At 67.8% G+C, this 14,092-nt stretch carries 14 protein-coding genes; 6 read left to right on the top strand and 8 right to left on the bottom strand.

The window, feature by feature from the left end; genetic code table 11:
• Positions 1-5: 5 nt before the first annotated feature.
• Together V3W46_RS10985 and V3W46_RS10990 are read right to left on the bottom strand one after the other, a co-directional pair.
• The gene (locus V3W46_RS10985) at positions 6-1,532 is read right to left on the bottom strand and encodes a sugar transferase (RefSeq protein WP_331783155.1); all 1,527 of its coding nucleotides are present in this window, start codon (positions 1,530-1,532) and stop codon (positions 6-8) included.
• Positions 1,533-2,172: 640 nt separating this feature from the next.
• Positions 2,173-3,744 carry an acyl-CoA carboxylase subunit beta gene (locus V3W46_RS10990; protein WP_331783225.1) on the bottom strand — a complete coding sequence of 524 codons (1,572 nt, stop codon included), beginning with the start codon at positions 3,742-3,744 and terminating at the stop codon, positions 2,173-2,175.
• Between the two features lie 140 nt (positions 3,745-3,884).
• On the opposite strand from V3W46_RS10990, the gene V3W46_RS10995 reads away from it, so the two are divergent.
• Positions 3,885-4,667 (top strand): biotin--[acetyl-CoA-carboxylase] ligase, encoded by a 783-nt coding sequence (locus V3W46_RS10995; protein ID WP_331783156.1) that lies wholly within the window; start codon positions 3,885-3,887, stop codon positions 4,665-4,667.
• 6 nt (positions 4,668-4,673) lie between these two features.
• The gene (locus V3W46_RS11000) at positions 4,674-5,174 is read left to right on the top strand and encodes a PH domain-containing protein (protein ID WP_331783157.1); all 501 of its coding nucleotides are present in this window, start codon (positions 4,674-4,676) and stop codon (positions 5,172-5,174) included.
• Positions 5,175-5,243: 69 nt separating this feature from the next.
• Here the strand turns inward: V3W46_RS11000 and V3W46_RS11005 are convergent, their stop codons facing one another.
• Entirely contained in the window at positions 5,244-5,771 is a 528-nt protein-coding gene (locus V3W46_RS11005) for a GtrA family protein (protein WP_331783158.1), read from the bottom strand.
• 157 nt (positions 5,772-5,928) lie between these two features.
• On the opposite strand from V3W46_RS11005, the gene V3W46_RS11010 reads away from it, so the two are divergent.
• Positions 5,929-7,083 carry a 5-(carboxyamino)imidazole ribonucleotide synthase gene (locus V3W46_RS11010; protein ID WP_331783159.1) on the top strand — a complete coding sequence of 385 codons (1,155 nt, stop codon included), beginning with the start codon at positions 5,929-5,931 and terminating at the stop codon, positions 7,081-7,083.
• Between the two features lie 9 nt (positions 7,084-7,092).
• Positions 7,093-7,590 carry a 5-(carboxyamino)imidazole ribonucleotide mutase gene (purE, locus tag V3W46_RS11015; protein ID WP_331783160.1) on the top strand — a complete coding sequence of 166 codons (498 nt, stop codon included), beginning with the start codon at positions 7,093-7,095 and terminating at the stop codon, positions 7,588-7,590.
• Positions 7,591-7,652: 62 nt separating this feature from the next.
• Here the strand turns inward: purE and V3W46_RS11020 are convergent, their stop codons facing one another.
• Genes V3W46_RS11020 through rfbB form a run of 3 tightly spaced genes read right to left on the bottom strand, consistent with a single transcriptional unit; the run spans position 7,653 to position 10,628 of the window.
• Positions 7,653-8,792 carry a glycosyltransferase family 4 protein gene (locus tag V3W46_RS11020; RefSeq protein ID WP_331783161.1) on the bottom strand — a complete coding sequence of 380 codons (1,140 nt, stop codon included), beginning with the start codon at positions 8,790-8,792 and terminating at the stop codon, positions 7,653-7,655.
• Positions 8,767-9,648 (bottom strand): dTDP-4-dehydrorhamnose reductase, encoded by an 882-nt coding sequence (gene rfbD / locus V3W46_RS11025; RefSeq protein ID WP_331783162.1) that lies wholly within the window; start codon positions 9,646-9,648, stop codon positions 8,767-8,769. The genes V3W46_RS11020 and rfbD overlap by 26 nt, the downstream gene beginning before the upstream one ends.
• Complete coding sequence (gene rfbB / locus V3W46_RS11030; protein ID WP_331783163.1) at positions 9,645-10,628, bottom strand: dTDP-glucose 4,6-dehydratase; 984 nt, start codon at positions 10,626-10,628, stop codon at positions 9,645-9,647. Before rfbB ends, rfbD begins: the two co-directional genes overlap by 4 nt.
• 103 nt (positions 10,629-10,731) lie before the next feature.
• Between rfbB and V3W46_RS11035 the strand changes: the two genes are divergently transcribed.
• Positions 10,732-11,334: a dTDP-4-dehydrorhamnose 3,5-epimerase family protein gene (locus V3W46_RS11035; protein WP_331783164.1), complete on the top strand. Its 603-nt coding sequence runs from the start codon at positions 10,732-10,734 to the stop codon at positions 11,332-11,334.
• An 11-nt stretch (positions 11,335-11,345) separates the two neighbouring features.
• Entirely contained in the window at positions 11,346-12,209 is an 864-nt protein-coding gene (gene rfbA, locus V3W46_RS11040) for a glucose-1-phosphate thymidylyltransferase RfbA (RefSeq protein WP_331783165.1), read from the top strand.
• 91 nt (positions 12,210-12,300) lie between these two features.
• Here rfbA and V3W46_RS11045 read toward each other — a convergent pair whose 3' ends face one another.
• Together V3W46_RS11045 and V3W46_RS11050 are read right to left on the bottom strand one after the other, a co-directional pair.
• The gene (locus V3W46_RS11045; RefSeq protein WP_331783166.1) at positions 12,301-13,026 is read right to left on the bottom strand and encodes a glycosyltransferase family 2 protein; all 726 of its coding nucleotides are present in this window, start codon (positions 13,024-13,026) and stop codon (positions 12,301-12,303) included.
• 32 nt (positions 13,027-13,058) lie between these two features.
• A complete protein-coding gene (locus V3W46_RS11050) occupies positions 13,059-13,991 on the bottom strand; it encodes an NAD-dependent epimerase/dehydratase family protein (RefSeq protein WP_331783167.1) in 933 nt (310 codons plus the stop codon).
• Positions 13,992-14,092 lie beyond the last annotated feature (101 nt).

Raw genomic sequence — 14,092 nt, forward strand, 5'->3', positions numbered from 1 at the left:
AGACATCAGAAGGCGCCGGTGGGGCGGATCATCTGTTTCACGGTGCGGCACAGCACGACCACGTCGCCTGTGATCGACCAGTTCTCGACGTAGTAGAGGTCGAGCCGCACGCTCTCATCCCAGTCGAGGTTCGAGCGCCCCGTGGTCTGCCAGAGTCCGGTGATACCCGGCTTGCTGTAGAGGCGACGCTGAACGGTGGAGTCGTAGGTGCTCACCTCGCTGGGCAGCGGAGGCCTGGGGCCGACGAGGCTCATGTCACCCATCAGCACGTTCCAGAACTGCGGCAGCTCGTCGAGCGAATACCGTCTCAGCACGGCGCCGATGCCCGTGACGCGGGGGTCGACGCTCAGCTTGAAGAGCGGACCCACACCCTCGTTCAGATGAAGCAGCTCGGCCCTGCGAGCCTCGGCGTCGGCCGACATGGTGCGCAGCTTGATCATGGTGAACAGCGACCCGTCGCGCCCGACGCGCTGCTGGCGGAAGAACGCCCCGCCCTCGGAGTCACGCCGGATCAGAATGGCGCAGACCAACAGCACCGGGGCGATCAGCACCAGGGCGATCGACGAGAGGATCACATCCATGCACCGCTTGACGACATGCTTGGTGCCCGAGTACTGGGGCAGCTCGACGTGCATGAGCGGCAGCCCGTCGACCGGGCGCCAGTGGATTCGCGGGCCGGCGATGTTGGTGAGCCCCGGCGCGAGCACGAGCTCGGTGGAGGTGGTCTCGAGCTGCCAGCCGAGATGGCGGATGAAGTCGCTGCCCCCGTCGACCTGGCCGGCGATGATGACCGCGTTGGCGTCGACCCGGGGCACGACCGACGGAATGGTGTCGGTGTAGCCGACCACCGGGATGCTGGTGCCGCGGGCCATCACGTGGGTGTCGGGCGAACCCGGGGGGAGGATGGCGCCGACCACGCTGTACTCGACCGCGCCCGGCTTCTTGAGAATCTGTCCGATGACGTAGCGCACGTCGGCGGGTTCGCCGACCACGACCACGCGGGAGAGATAGGCGCCCTTGATGCGCTGGGCCGCGAGCCAGCGGCGGTTGAGGTGACGAGAAGCGCAGATGGCGACGATTCCGACTGGAAGCGCGACGACGAAGTAACTGCGCGGAATCACGACCTGGAAGAGCAGGGCGGCCACGGCGGTGCTGCCGAAGACGACGCAGGTCGCCGTGACGACCATGCGGTACTCTTCGAGCCCGATGCCGACGAAACGCGCGTCGCGACTGCGGACCAGCGAGAGCGTCACGACCCACACCACGGCGATGGCGGCCGACAGCGTGGCGTACGAACCGAAGCTCGCAGTGGGAATGCGATCGAGCCACACGAGGGTGGCATACGAGAGGAAGGTGACCCCGGCGACGACGGCGACGTCGGTCGCGAAGAGCCGGCGAACGTAGCGCTCGGCCCAGGTGCGGGTGCGCGTGCTCTCGGCGGGGGTGCGGGCACCCACCCACGTCAAGGCGGGAAGCAGCGGGTCTGGGGTCAGAACTTTGGTGCTCTGGGTACGTCTGGCTCGAACGGCCACGGCATCAACCTGTATTTCGGGTCACAGGGAATTCTTTACAGGGCAGGTACGGATGCTCCGTGCCGACGAGAACACGCAGGTTCTTGCCGACGAACGTAAGGAGCACTCGCTTCGGCCGGGTCTCGCTACGCTGCCTCTAGGAAAGGCGAGCGAAACTGAACCTGGCTTCTCATCGGTACCGGCCGGCATGCGGTGCTAGGACTCCGCTCGACCTTTCGATACCTTCATATCGGGTTGCGAGTTCTACATTAGGGGTGCGGAGAATCTCTCGATAAGCCCCCATTGTGGGGCTTTTGTTCACATTTGAGTCGGCCGGAATTCATTTTCGCCAACAAATGATCATTTAAGCGACATATTTTCACTAGATGTGAAGAAACTACCCGTTTCGAGCGGCAGACGGCGTATCGTTGCACCAGGCGCCTCCGCAGCAATTCGGGTTGCACGGGGCTGCTCTGATGCGTGAGATGGTCGCGCGACTGCTAGGAACGGTCGTTGCAGACACCACGCCATCCTGGGGCCCGGAGGATCACCCTCCGGGCCCCAGGATCACTCTCGTACTGTCACAGAGGGCTGCGCCCATATTCCCTCTGCGACGACCTCACAGAGAGCTGGCTGTGCCCACGATCCCTCTGTGACGCTGTCACAGAGGGATGTTGCCGTGCTTCTTCGCCGGCAGCGACGCGCGCTTCGTGCGCAGCGCCCGCAGGCCCTTCACGATGGCGACCCGGGTGGCCGCGGGTTCGATGACGCCGTCGAGCTCACCGCGCTCGGCCGCAAGGAACGGCGACGCCACGTTGTAGGTGTATTCGTTCGCCAGCTTGGTGCGCACGGCGGCGACGTCTTCGCCGGCGGCCTCGGCGCGCTTGATCTCACCGCGGTACAGGATGTTCACGGCGCCCTGCCCGCCCATGACGGCGATCTCGGCGGTGGGCCAGGCCAGGTTCAGGTCGGCGCCCAGCTGCTTCGAGCCCATCACGATGTACGCCCCGCCGTACGCCTTGCGCACGATCACGGTGATCAACGGAACGGTCGCCTCGGCGTAGGCGTAGAGCAGCTTCGCGCCGCGGCGGATGACGCCGGTCCACTCCTGGTCGGTGCCGGGCAGGTAGCCGGGCACGTCGACAAGCGTCACGATCGGGATCGAGAACGCGTCGCAGAACCGCACGAAGCGCGCGGCCTTCTCGCCGGCCTCGATGTTCAGCGTGCCGGCCATCGCGTTCGGCTGGTTGGCGATGATGCCCACCGAGCGGCCCTCGATGCGACCGAAGCCGATGAGGATGTTCGGGGCATACAGCGGCTGCACCTCGAGGAAGTCGGCGTGGTCGACGATGTGCTCGATGATCGTGTGCATGTCGTACGGCTGGTTGGGGCTGTCGGGGATGATCGTGTTCAGCTTGTGGTCGGCGTCGGTGATCTCGAGCTCGGCCGTCGACTCGTAGACGGGCAGCTCGGCCAGGTTGTTGTCGGGCAGGAAGCCGAGCAGGGTGCGCACGTAGTCGAGTGCGTCATCCTCGTCGCTCGCGAGGTAGTGCGAGACGCCGGAGACGGTGTTGTGCGTCAGGGCTCCGCCGAGTTCTTCCATGCCGACGTCTTCGCCGGTGACCGTCTTGATGACATCGGGGCCGGTGACGAACATCTGGCTGGTCTTGTCGACCATGATCACGAAGTCGGTGAGCGCGGGGGAGTACACCGCACCGCCCGCCGCCGGGCCCATCACGATGGAGATCTGCGGGATGACGCCGGAGGCCTGCGTGTTGCGGCGGAAGATCTCGCCGTACTTGCCGAGCGCCACGACACCCTCCTGGATGCGCGCGCCGCCCGAGTCGAGCATGCCGATGATGGGCACGCCGGTCTTCAGCGCCAGGTCCATCACCTTGATGATCTTCTCGCCGGCGACCTCGCCGAGCGAGCCGCCGAAGATGGTGAAGTCCTGTGCGTAGACGGCCACCTGGCGGCCGTGGATGGTTCCTGTGCCGGTGACGACGGCGTCACCGTAGGGCCGGTTCTTCTCCATGCCGAAGGCGTAGGTGCGGTGGCGCACGAACTCGTCGAGCTCGACGAACGAGCCGTGGTCGAGCAGCTGTTCGATGCGCTCGCGGGCCGTCTTCTTACCCTTGGCGTGCTGCTTCGCGATGGCGGCCTCGCCGCTCTGGGTGACCGCTTCGTGGTACCGGTTCTTCAGATCGACCAGTTTGCCGGCCGTGGTGTACATGTCGGGGCCCGAGGGTGTTTCATCAGTCACGCGGTTCACTCTACCGGCCAAGTGTTGGGCGCATCCGTTGACGAATTGTCACACATCCTGGCGGTGTCGCCAGAGGTTTCGCTGCCAGAACCCCTCTACGCTTGAAAATCATGAACCTCCCGCAGAGCGACAGTCTGGTGCCCCGCCTGGTGTGGCTCGACGAATCGGCGTCGACCAACACCGACCTGGTGGCGGCGGCCTCGGGCGCTGACGCGGCGGCCTGGCCCGACTTCGGCGTGCTGGTCACCGACACGCAGACCTCGGGCCGCGGGCGGCTCGGGCGCAGCTGGGTCGCGCCCGCGAAGACGTCGCTCGCGATCTCGGTGCTGGTACGGCCGGGCCTGCCCGTCGAGACCCTCGCCTGGCTGCCGCTCATCGCCGGCGTTGCGATGGCGCGGGCCGCCAATGCCCTGCTGCCCGAGCCGAAGGCGAGCGTGAAGTGGCCCAACGACGTGCTCATCGGGCGGGCGAAGCTGTCGGGCATCCTGTCTGAGCTGCTGCCCGGGGGTGCCGGCGTGGTCGTCGGCGCCGGCGTCAACCTCTTTCTCACCGACGAGCAGCTGCCCGTGCCGACCGCCACCTCGCTGGCACTGGCCGGCGCCGCAGACTTCAGCGTCGACGACGTTCTGGCCGCGTACCTGGCTGCGTTCCGCGAGTTGTACTCGACGTTCGTGCAGCACGGCGGCGACGCTGAGGCGAGCGGCATCGCCGCCACCGTCGCCGCGGAGTGCAGCACCATCGGCCAGCCGGTCGGCGTCGAGTTGCCGGGCGGCGAGGTCGTCACCGGGCTCGCGACGGGGCTCGACGCCGGCGGCCGCCTTCTCGTCACCCGAGACGCGGATGCCTCGAGCTTCGCGGTCTCGGCCGGCGACGTGACCCACCTGAGGTACTGAGCCGCCGTGCCCACACCGTCACCCTACGAACCAGCCGCCGACGAGTTCACGACGATCGTGCACCCGGAACTCGGCGAGCAGGTGGTGGCGCGATTTCGTCGCCACGCGCGCCGGCTGGCGATGCCGACCCTCGTGCTGATCGCCCTGGCAGTGGCCTGCGGGTACTTTCTCGGCCGGTTCCCCGAGCAGTGGCAGAACCTCACGGCGTTGGCCGTGGCCGGCGCTGTCGCGCTGTTCGGCTGGGTCATGCCGGTGCTCTCGTGGTTGGCCCACCGGTACACCGTGACGACCCGCCGGGTGATCGCTGTACGCGGCCTGTTCGTGCGCGAGCGACAGGAGGTGTCGCTGCGGCGGGGGTTCGACGTGACGCTGCGGCGCCGTGGGCTGCAGGCGCTGTTCCGCACGGGTGATGTGACGATTCACTCGGGCGGTGATCATCCGCTGGTCTTGCGCGACGTGCCCGACGCGCGGCTCATCGTCACGGCGCTGGGCGACCTCGGCGCGTAGGCGGCACGGGCGATGCGGGCGGGATGCCCGGCAGACCCGGGGAAGCTCCCCGGAACGGGCGGCAGCCGGTCAGCTCTTGACGAGCGCCTCTTCGGGTTCGGGCACGGCCGCAGCGGCTTCGGCGGCCTGGACGTTCTGCAGGCCGTCGCTGCGCTGGGTGCCGTAGACCCAGTAGCGGTAGAGCACGAAGCGGAATGCGGTGCCGAGCGCTAGGCCGACCACGTTGGCCGCGATGTTCGTGGCGAGCAGGCTCGTCATACCGAGCACGTGGTGGGTGAACCAGATGCAGCCCTCGGCGATGGCAAGGCCGCCGACCGAGACGATGGAGTACTCGATGAGCTCGAGCCAGACGCGTGAGCGCCGGTTCTCGCGAAAGGTCCAGTAGCGGTTGCCGACCCAGTTGAAGATGATCGCGATCGAGGTCGAGATGAGCTTCGCGCCGATGGCGGTCGAGTAGAAGTGGCCGGTGCCGAAGGTGCCGACGAGCAACAGGTTGAAGATGCCGACGTCGAGGATCATGCCGAGGATTCCGACGACACCGAACTTCACGGCGTAGGTGAGGAATCCGTCCCAGACGCGGGTGGCAAGATTTTTCATCTCGTGAGAACCTGGCTGCTTTCTTGCGGTCACCCCCGTGGCGGCGCCCACTGCTTCGCATGTGACAACTGTTCTTCGACTATATGGGATGCCTCCCGCGGTTCGCAGGAGGGTTGATTGTCGCCTGCGAACATGCCTTCCCCGGTAAAGTGGGCGGGTGAGTGTGACAGTAGGCGTGATCGGCGGAGGGCAGCTCGCCCGCATGATGATACCCGCGGCGGTGAACCTCGGGCTCGAGATCCGCGTGCTCGCTGAGATCGAGGGGTCTTCTGCGGCACTGGCGGCGACGATGGTCGGCGACTACCGCGACCCCGAGACGGTCGCGGCCTTCGCGTCGGGCGTCGACGTGGTCACGTTCGACCACGAACACGTTCCTGAAGCAATTCTCAGGCAATTGGTGGCATCTGGGCACTCGGTGCAGCCTGGTCCCGACGCTCTGCAGTTCGCTCAAGACAAGCTGCGCATGCGGCAGAAGCTCGGTGAGCTGGGCATTCCGATGCCCGACTGGGCGGCGGTGCACGACGAAGACGAGGTGCAGGCGTTCATCGACGACCACGACGGCGAGGCGGTGCTCAAGACCGCCCGCGGCGGGTACGACGGCAAGGGCGTGCGCCTGATCCGCGACGCGGCCGAGGCGGCCGACTGGCTGCGCATCCTCGATGAAGACGCGAACGGCGGGGCGCTGCTCATCGAAGAGCGCGTCGACTTCCGGCGCGAGCTGGCGCAGCTGGTGGCGCGGCGCCCGTCGGGCGAGGTCGCGCTCTGGCCCGTCGTCGAGACGGTGCAGCGCGGGGGAGTGTGCAGCGAGGTCTTCGCGCCGGCCCCGGGCGCGAGCATCCGTCTTGCCGACATGGCGGCCCAGATCGCCACGCGCGTCGCCGACGAACTCGGCGTCACGGGTGTGCTGGCAGTCGAGCTGTTCGAGACGACGGATGACCGGCTGCTGGTCAACGAACTCGCGATGCGGCCGCACAACAGTGGGCACTGGAGCCTCGACGGGTCGGTGACCAGCCAGTTCGAGCAGCACCTGCGGGCGGTGGCCGACCTTCCGCTCGGCTCGACCGACGTGCGCGCACCCTGGTCGGTGATGGTCAACGTGCTGGGCGGCCCGGCCACCGGAACGCTCGCCGATGCGTACCCGACGGCCCTCGCCGACCAGCCCGGCGTGAAGGTGCACAACTACGGCAAGGCGCCGCGCCCCGGCCGCAAGGTGGGTCACGTCACGGCCACCTCCGACGACCTCGACGACGCCGTCTTCCGGGCCCGCTCGGTGGCGGCCCTGCTCGGCGCCGACCTCTCAGCCGACCGCTAGGCTCGCAGCATGACAGAGCAGGTGGTGGTCGGGGTCGTGATGGGCAGCGACTCCGATTTCAGCGTGATGGGCGACGCGGTCGCGATGCTGAAGCAGTTCGGGGTGCCGCACGAGGTCGAGGTGGTGTCGGCCCACCGCACGCCCGAGAAGATGATCGGCTACGGCCGCTCGGCGCGTGAGCGCGGCCTGAAGGTCATCATCGCGGGGGCCGGCGGTGCCGCGCACCTGCCGGGCATGCTCGCCGCCGTCACCACGCTGCCCGTGGTCGGGGTTCCGGTGCCGCTGGCGCGTCTCGACGGGCTCGATTCACTGCTGTCGATCGTGCAGATGCCGGCAGGCATCCCGGTCGCCACCGTCTCGATCGGCGGCGCCACCAACGCGGCGCTCCTCGCGGTCGCCATCCTGGCCACCGCCGACCCCGCGCTGGCCGAGGCGCTCGACGCGTACCGCGCCGGCCTCGAGTCGACCGTCGCCACCAAGAACGAGGCTCTCAAGGCCCGTCTCTGACCCTGCTCGCCCGCGCCCGCCACGAGAGGGGGTCGAGCACGGCGCGGCGCCGGGCAGGCCCGTCAGATGTCGGCGTGCAGCTGCCAGACCTTCTCGGCCGAGTCGCGCCAGCTGAAGGCGCGGGCCCGGTCGAGACCCGTGATGCGCAGCCGCTCCTGCAGCTCGGGGTGGTTCACCACCTGCGCGATGGCGGCGGCCAGCCGCTCAGGCAGGCCCTCGGGGTCGTCGCGCGGCACCACCACGCTGGCGTCGTCGGCCACCTCCATCAGCGCAGGCACATCGGTGTGGATGACCGGGGTGCCGAAGTGCAGCGCCTCGACGACCGGCAGGCCGAAGCCCTCGGCCATGCTCGGATAGACGAACACGGTCGCCCGCGAGATGACGAGCGCCAGGTCTTCGTCGCTGACGAAGCCGAGCACGTGCACGCGGGAGGCGTCGAGCCCGGCCTCGGCCGCGGCCGTCACCACGTCGACGTCGCCCCAGCCCGTGGGGCCGGCGATGACGAGCGGCAGGTCGGGCGCGTCTGTACGGGCGAGGGCCTGGATGAGCGCGGGCAGGCCCTTGCGCGGCTCGAGCGTTCCGACGGCGAGCACGTACGACGACGGCAGGCCGAGTTCGTCGGCACGGGCATCCGCGTCGGCCGGAACGACCAGCCGCGAGCTGACGGCACCGCCGATGACGCGCACCCGGTCGCCGAAGTTCACGTAGCGGGCGAGCTCCTGCGCCACCGCGTGCGTCGGCACGACCACGGCATCGGCGTACTTGCGTGCGCGCTTGGCCATCGCCTTGTGCCAGGCGACGCCGTGCGGCGTGAGCGTCTCGGGATGCGTCCACGGTACGACGTCGTGGATGGTCACGGCGATCTGGTCGCCGGGCTGGTGCAGGCGGTCGTGCTTCGTGACCGGCGCGAACAGCGACGGCGCGTGCACCATGCCGGTGCTGATGCCGGTGAGCAGCCCGTGCTGCCAGGCCGCCGAGAGCTCGCGGCGGCCGAGGGTGGTCTTGTGGATGTCGGCGAGCCCCGGCAGCTTCTGCTTCAGCCCGGCGAGCGACTCGGGTGACTGCGCCGACACGATGCCCTCGACGAAGCAGTCGGTGGGGGCGGTCTGGATCAGCTCGCGGGTGAGTTCTTCGGTGTAACGCCCGATTCCCCCCGGAACCGGCGCAACGATCTGGTCAACGATCACCCGAAGCGTTGCCATGTATCTCCAAAATTCCCGAGAGCACTGCATCGCGCAGAGCCGACCGCCAGTCGCGCATGGGCTCGATTCCCGCTCGGGTCCACGCGTGGTGCCCCAGTACCGAGTACTGCGGCCGCGGGGCAGGGCGAACAAACCGCGAACTGTCTGTGGGCACGACCCTAGCAGGATCGACCCCCGCTTCTCTGAACAGCTGCTGCGTGAACTCGAACCACGTGGCCTCGCCGGCGTTGGTGCCGTGGTAGATGCCGGCAGGTGCGTCGCTGCCCGCCAGCCGAACGAGCTGCTCGGCCAGGTCGAGCGTGGCGGTGGGCTGGCCGCGCTGGTCGGTGACGACGCTCACGGTGTCGTGTTCGCCGATCAGCCGCAGCATCGTGCGGGCGAAGTTCGGGCCGTGCTCGCCGTACAACCAGGCCGAGCGAACCACGTAGGCGCCGGCCGGATGCTCGCCCAGCACCGCACGCTCACCCTCGGCCTTGCTGCGCCCGTACGCCGACACCGGGTTGCGCGGGGCGTCTTCGGCGTAGGGTTCGGTGGCCGTTCCGTCGAACACGTAGTCGGTCGACACGTGGATGATCGTGCCGCCGTTCTCCCGCGCCGCCACGGCGAGGTTCTCGGCGCCCAGGGCATTGACCGCGAACGCCTCGGCCTCGTGCGTTTCGGCGTCGTCGACCTTCGTGTAGGCGGCGGCGTTCACGATGACGTCGTGCCCCTCGGCGGCACGGCGCACCGCGTCGCGGTCGGTCACGTCGAGGTCGGCGCGGCCGAGGGCGGTGAACGTCTCGCCGCGGGCGGCCAGGTTGGCCTGCAGGTCGCGGCCGAGCATCCCGTTCGCGCCGGCGATGAGGTACCGGGTCACAGCGTCGCGCGCTCTTTCAGCGGCTGCCACCAGTCGCGGTTGTCGCGGTACCACTGCACCACGTCGGCGAGGCCGCGGTCGAACGGCACGAGCGGCTGGTAGCCGAGTTCGGCGGCGATCTTGCCGATGTCGACCGAGTAGCGCTGGTCGTGGCCCTTGCGGTCTTCGACGTGGTCGACGGCCGACCAGTCGCGGCCGGTCGCCTCGAGCAGCAGGTTGGTGAGTTCGATGTTCGACAGCTCGGTGCCGCCGCCGATGTTGTAGATCTCGCCGGCGCGGCCGCCGACCAGCACCATCGCGATGGCGCGGGTGTGGTCGTCGACGTGCAGCCAGTCGCGCACGTTGGTTCCGTCGCCGTAGAGGGGCACGCGGCCGCCGTCGATGAGGTTGGTGACGAACAGCGGGATGAGCTTCTCGGGAAAGTGGTAGGGCCCGTAGTTGTTCGAACAGCGCGTGATCGACACGTTCAGCCCGTGGGTGCGGTGGTACGAGCGGGCCATCAGGTCGCTCGACGCCTTCGAGGCCGAGTACGGCGAGTTCGGCTCGAGCAGGTGGTCTTCCCGCCACGACCCCTCGGGAATCGAACCGTAGACCTCGTCGGTCGAGACGTGCACGAACCGGCCGAGGCCGGCGCGCAGCGAGGCGTCGAGCAGGCGCTGGGTGCCGAGCACGTTCGTCTCGACGAAGATGCTCGCGTCGCGCACCGAGCGGTCGACGTGCGACTCGGCGGCGAAGTGCACGATGGCGTCGATACCGGGCAGCAGGGTGTCGAGCAGCGTCTCGTCGCGGATGTCGCCGTGCACGAAGGTGTAGCGCGGTGAATCGGCCACCGAGACGAGATTCGCGAGGTTGCCCGAGTAGGTGAGCGCATCGAGCACCACGACCTCGGCGCCTTCGAGCCCCGGGTAGGCGTCTTCGAGCGTTCGGCGGACGAAGTTGGAGCCGATGAAACCGGCGCCGCCCGTGACCAGGATCTTCATACGTCGGTCTTCTTTCTGGTGAGGGGCGCAGAGCAGCGGTCGTCTGAGTCGCCCGCGGACGGCTCCAGCTTACTGAAAGGGGTGGAGCCGCTAGGATTCGGGGGTGGATATTCGTGAACTGTCGATCCCTGATGCGTACGAGATCACCCCACGTCAGCACGAAGACGACCGTGGTGTGTTCTTCGAGTGGTACCGCTTCGACGAGCTCGCCGAGGTGGTCGGGCATCCGCTCGCCCTTCGCCAGGCGAACGTGTCGGTGTCGAAGAAGGGGGTCGTGCGCGGCATCCACTTCGCCGACATTCCGCTGGGCCAGGCGAAGTACGTGTCGGCGATGGCGGGCTCGGTGCTCGACTACGTCATCGACATCAGGGTGGGGTCGCCCACCTTCGGGCACTGGGATGCGGTGCTGCTCGACCAGACGCACCACCGTTCGGTCTACCTCGCCGAAGGGCTCGGTCACGCGTTCGTGGCGCTGACCGACGACGCCACCGTGAGCTACCTCGTCACCGACGTCTTCCAGCCGCAGCGCGAGCACGCCATCAACCCGCTCGACGCCGAGGTGGGGCTCGCGTTTCCGCCCGAGGCCGGCGATCCGCTGCTGAGCCCGAAAGACACGGATGCCCCTGGCCTCGCCGAGGCGGCCGCCGCCGGTCTGCTGCCCACCTGGGCCGAGGCCCGCGCATACTATGCTTCGTTGAACGGATAGGGGCCTGACGGGTGCGCGGAATCATTCTGGCCGGCGGAACCGGCACACGGCTGTGGCCGATCACGAAAGGCATCAGCAAGCAGCTGATGCCCATCTACGACAAGCCGATGATCTACTACCCTCTGTCGACGCTGATGCTGGCCGGCATCCGCGAGGTGCTGGTGATCACCTCGCCCGAGTACCGCGCGCAGTTCGAAGCGCTGCTCGGCGACGGCTCGGCGCTCGGCATCTCGATCGAATACGCGGTGCAGGAGCGGCCCGACGGGCTCGCGCAGGCGTTTCTGATCGGCGAGCGGTTCATCGGCGACGACAGCGTGGCGCTGGTGCTCGGCGACAACATCTTTCACGGCACCGGGCTGGGCACCGCGATGCGCGAGCACGTCGAGATCGACGGGGCACTCATCTTCGCCTACCAGGTGTCGACCCCGAACGCGTACGGCGTCGTCGAGTTCGACGACGACGGCATGGTCGTCTCGATCGAGGAGAAGCCCGCGCAGCCCAAGAGCAACTTCGCCGTGCCGGGGCTGTACTTCTACGACAACAGCGTCATCGAGATCGCCAAGACCATCACCCCGAGCGCCCGCGGCGAGCTCGAGATCTCGACGGTGAACGAGCGGTACCTCGAGTCGGGTGCGCTGCGCGTCACCGTGCTCGACCGCGGCACCGCCTGGCTCGACACGGGAACGTTCGAATCGATGGTGCAGGCGAGCGAGTTCGTGCGGGTCATCGAAGACCGACAGGGCTTCAAGATCGGCTGCATCGAAGAGATCGCCTGGCGCGCCGGCTGGATCACCGACGACGAGCTGCGGGCGCTCGCGGCCCCGCTGCTGAAGAGCGGCTACGGCTCGTACCTCGAGCGGCTGCTGCAGGACTGACGGCCCCCTGGGCCCGATCGATTCACGGGTTTCGAACAGTGCGGAGCCCCGGCACTGTTCTGAACCCGTCAGTCGATCGTCGAGCCGAGCTCTAGAAGGGGTCGACGGCGGGCGGCTGGCGGCGCGAGCCCTCGCGCAGGCGGATCTTGAGCAGGATCCAGAGCGCCTCGACGCCGTCCCACGCGGTGATCTTCTTGCCCTCGGCGCGCGTGCGGGCCTTGTACGAGATGGGGATCTCGTAGGGGCGGTAGCCGCGCGCGAGCAGCTTGCCGGTGATCTCGGCTTCCATGCCGAAGCCGTTCGACGTGATCTTCAGCGAGCGGTACAGCTTCGTGGGCATGAGCTTGTAGCAGGTCTCGACGTCGGAGACGTACGAGTTGAAGATGATGTTCGTGAACAGGTTCACGCCGCGGTTGCCGATGACGTACCAGTACGAGAATGAGGTGTGGCTGCCGAACGTGCGGGTGCCGTAGACGATCTTCGCCTCGCCGTCGAGAATCGGCTGCACGAGCATGGGGATCTCGCTCGGCCGGTACTCCTCGTCGGCGTCGCAGATGATCAGGTAGTCGCCGCCGGCGAGCGACGCCGCCTTGCGGATCGCCGCACCCTTGCCCCGGTTGACGGGCTGGTGGAAGACGGTGACCCGGTCATCCTGAATGCCGTCGAGAATGTCTTTCGTGTTGTCTTTGCTGCCGTCGTTGACGATGACGAACTCGACGTCGACCTCTTTCTGCCACGCGATGGCGAGAACACGGTCGAGAACCTTTTGCAGGGTCGCTTGCTCGTTGTACACGGGCATCAGAACAGAGAGCTTCACAGTCGCCTTTCGAAAGCTACGGGAAAGGGTGGTCAGTTGTCGGTGAACCACGCGATGGTGCGCGCGAGGCCTTCGTGCACGTCGACGCGCGGGTTCCAGCCCAGGAGCGTCTGCGCCTTGGTGATGTCGGGCTGGCGCCGCTCGGGGTCGTCGACCGGGCGCGGGTGCAGTTCGATGGTCGAGGTGCTGCCGGCCAGTTCGATCACCAGCTCGGCGATCTCGAGCAGCGATTGCTCGTGCGGGTTGCCGATGTTGATGGGCCCGGGTTCGTCGCTCGCTGCGAGCAGCAGGATGCCGGCGACCTGGTCGTCGACGTAGCAGAGCGAGCGGGTCTGGCTGCCGTCGCCGTGCAGCGGAATCGGCACGTTCGCCAGCGCCGCCTTGGCGAACGCGGGGATGGCGCGGCCGTCGTCTGGATCCATACGGGGGCCGTAGGTGTTGAACAGCCGCACGACGCCCGTGTTGGTCTCGTAGTAGCGGCGGTAGGCGAACGTGATCGCCTCGGCGTAGCGCTTGGCCTCGTCGTAGACGCTGCGCGGCCCGGTCGACGAGACGTTGCCCCAGTACTCTTCGACCTGCGGATGCACGTGCGGGTCGCCGTACACCTCAGAGGTCGACGCCAGAATGAAGCGGGCGCCGTCTCGGCGGGCGACGTTCAGCAGCGCCTCGGTCACCGTCGAGCCGGCGTGCAGGGTCTCGATCGGGTGCGCGAGGTAGCGCGGCGGAGACGCGGGGCTCGCGAAGTGCATGACGAGATCGAACGTCTCGTCGATCTGCTCGGCGGTCTCGGCGTCGATCTCGAGCAGGGTGAAGTTCTCGTTGCCGACCAGGTGAGCGACGTTCTTGGCCGCGCCGGTGATGAAATTGTCGACGGCGACGACGCGGTAGCCGCGGTTGAGCAGCTCTTCGCAGAGATGCGAACCGACGAAGCCGGCGCCTCCGGCTACTAGTGCGGTCTTCGGCATGTGGTGCAACGGTCTTTCTGTGGGTGTGTCGATGCGCCGCAGCTGGGGCGCATGCGCTGGTGAGAAGTCGATGTGCCGGTGGGTGGGGCACAAACCGGTTA

Source organism: Subtercola sp. YIM 133946 (assembly GCF_036553535.1).
Taxonomy (GTDB): Bacteria; Actinomycetota; Actinomycetes; order Actinomycetales; family Microbacteriaceae; genus Subtercola.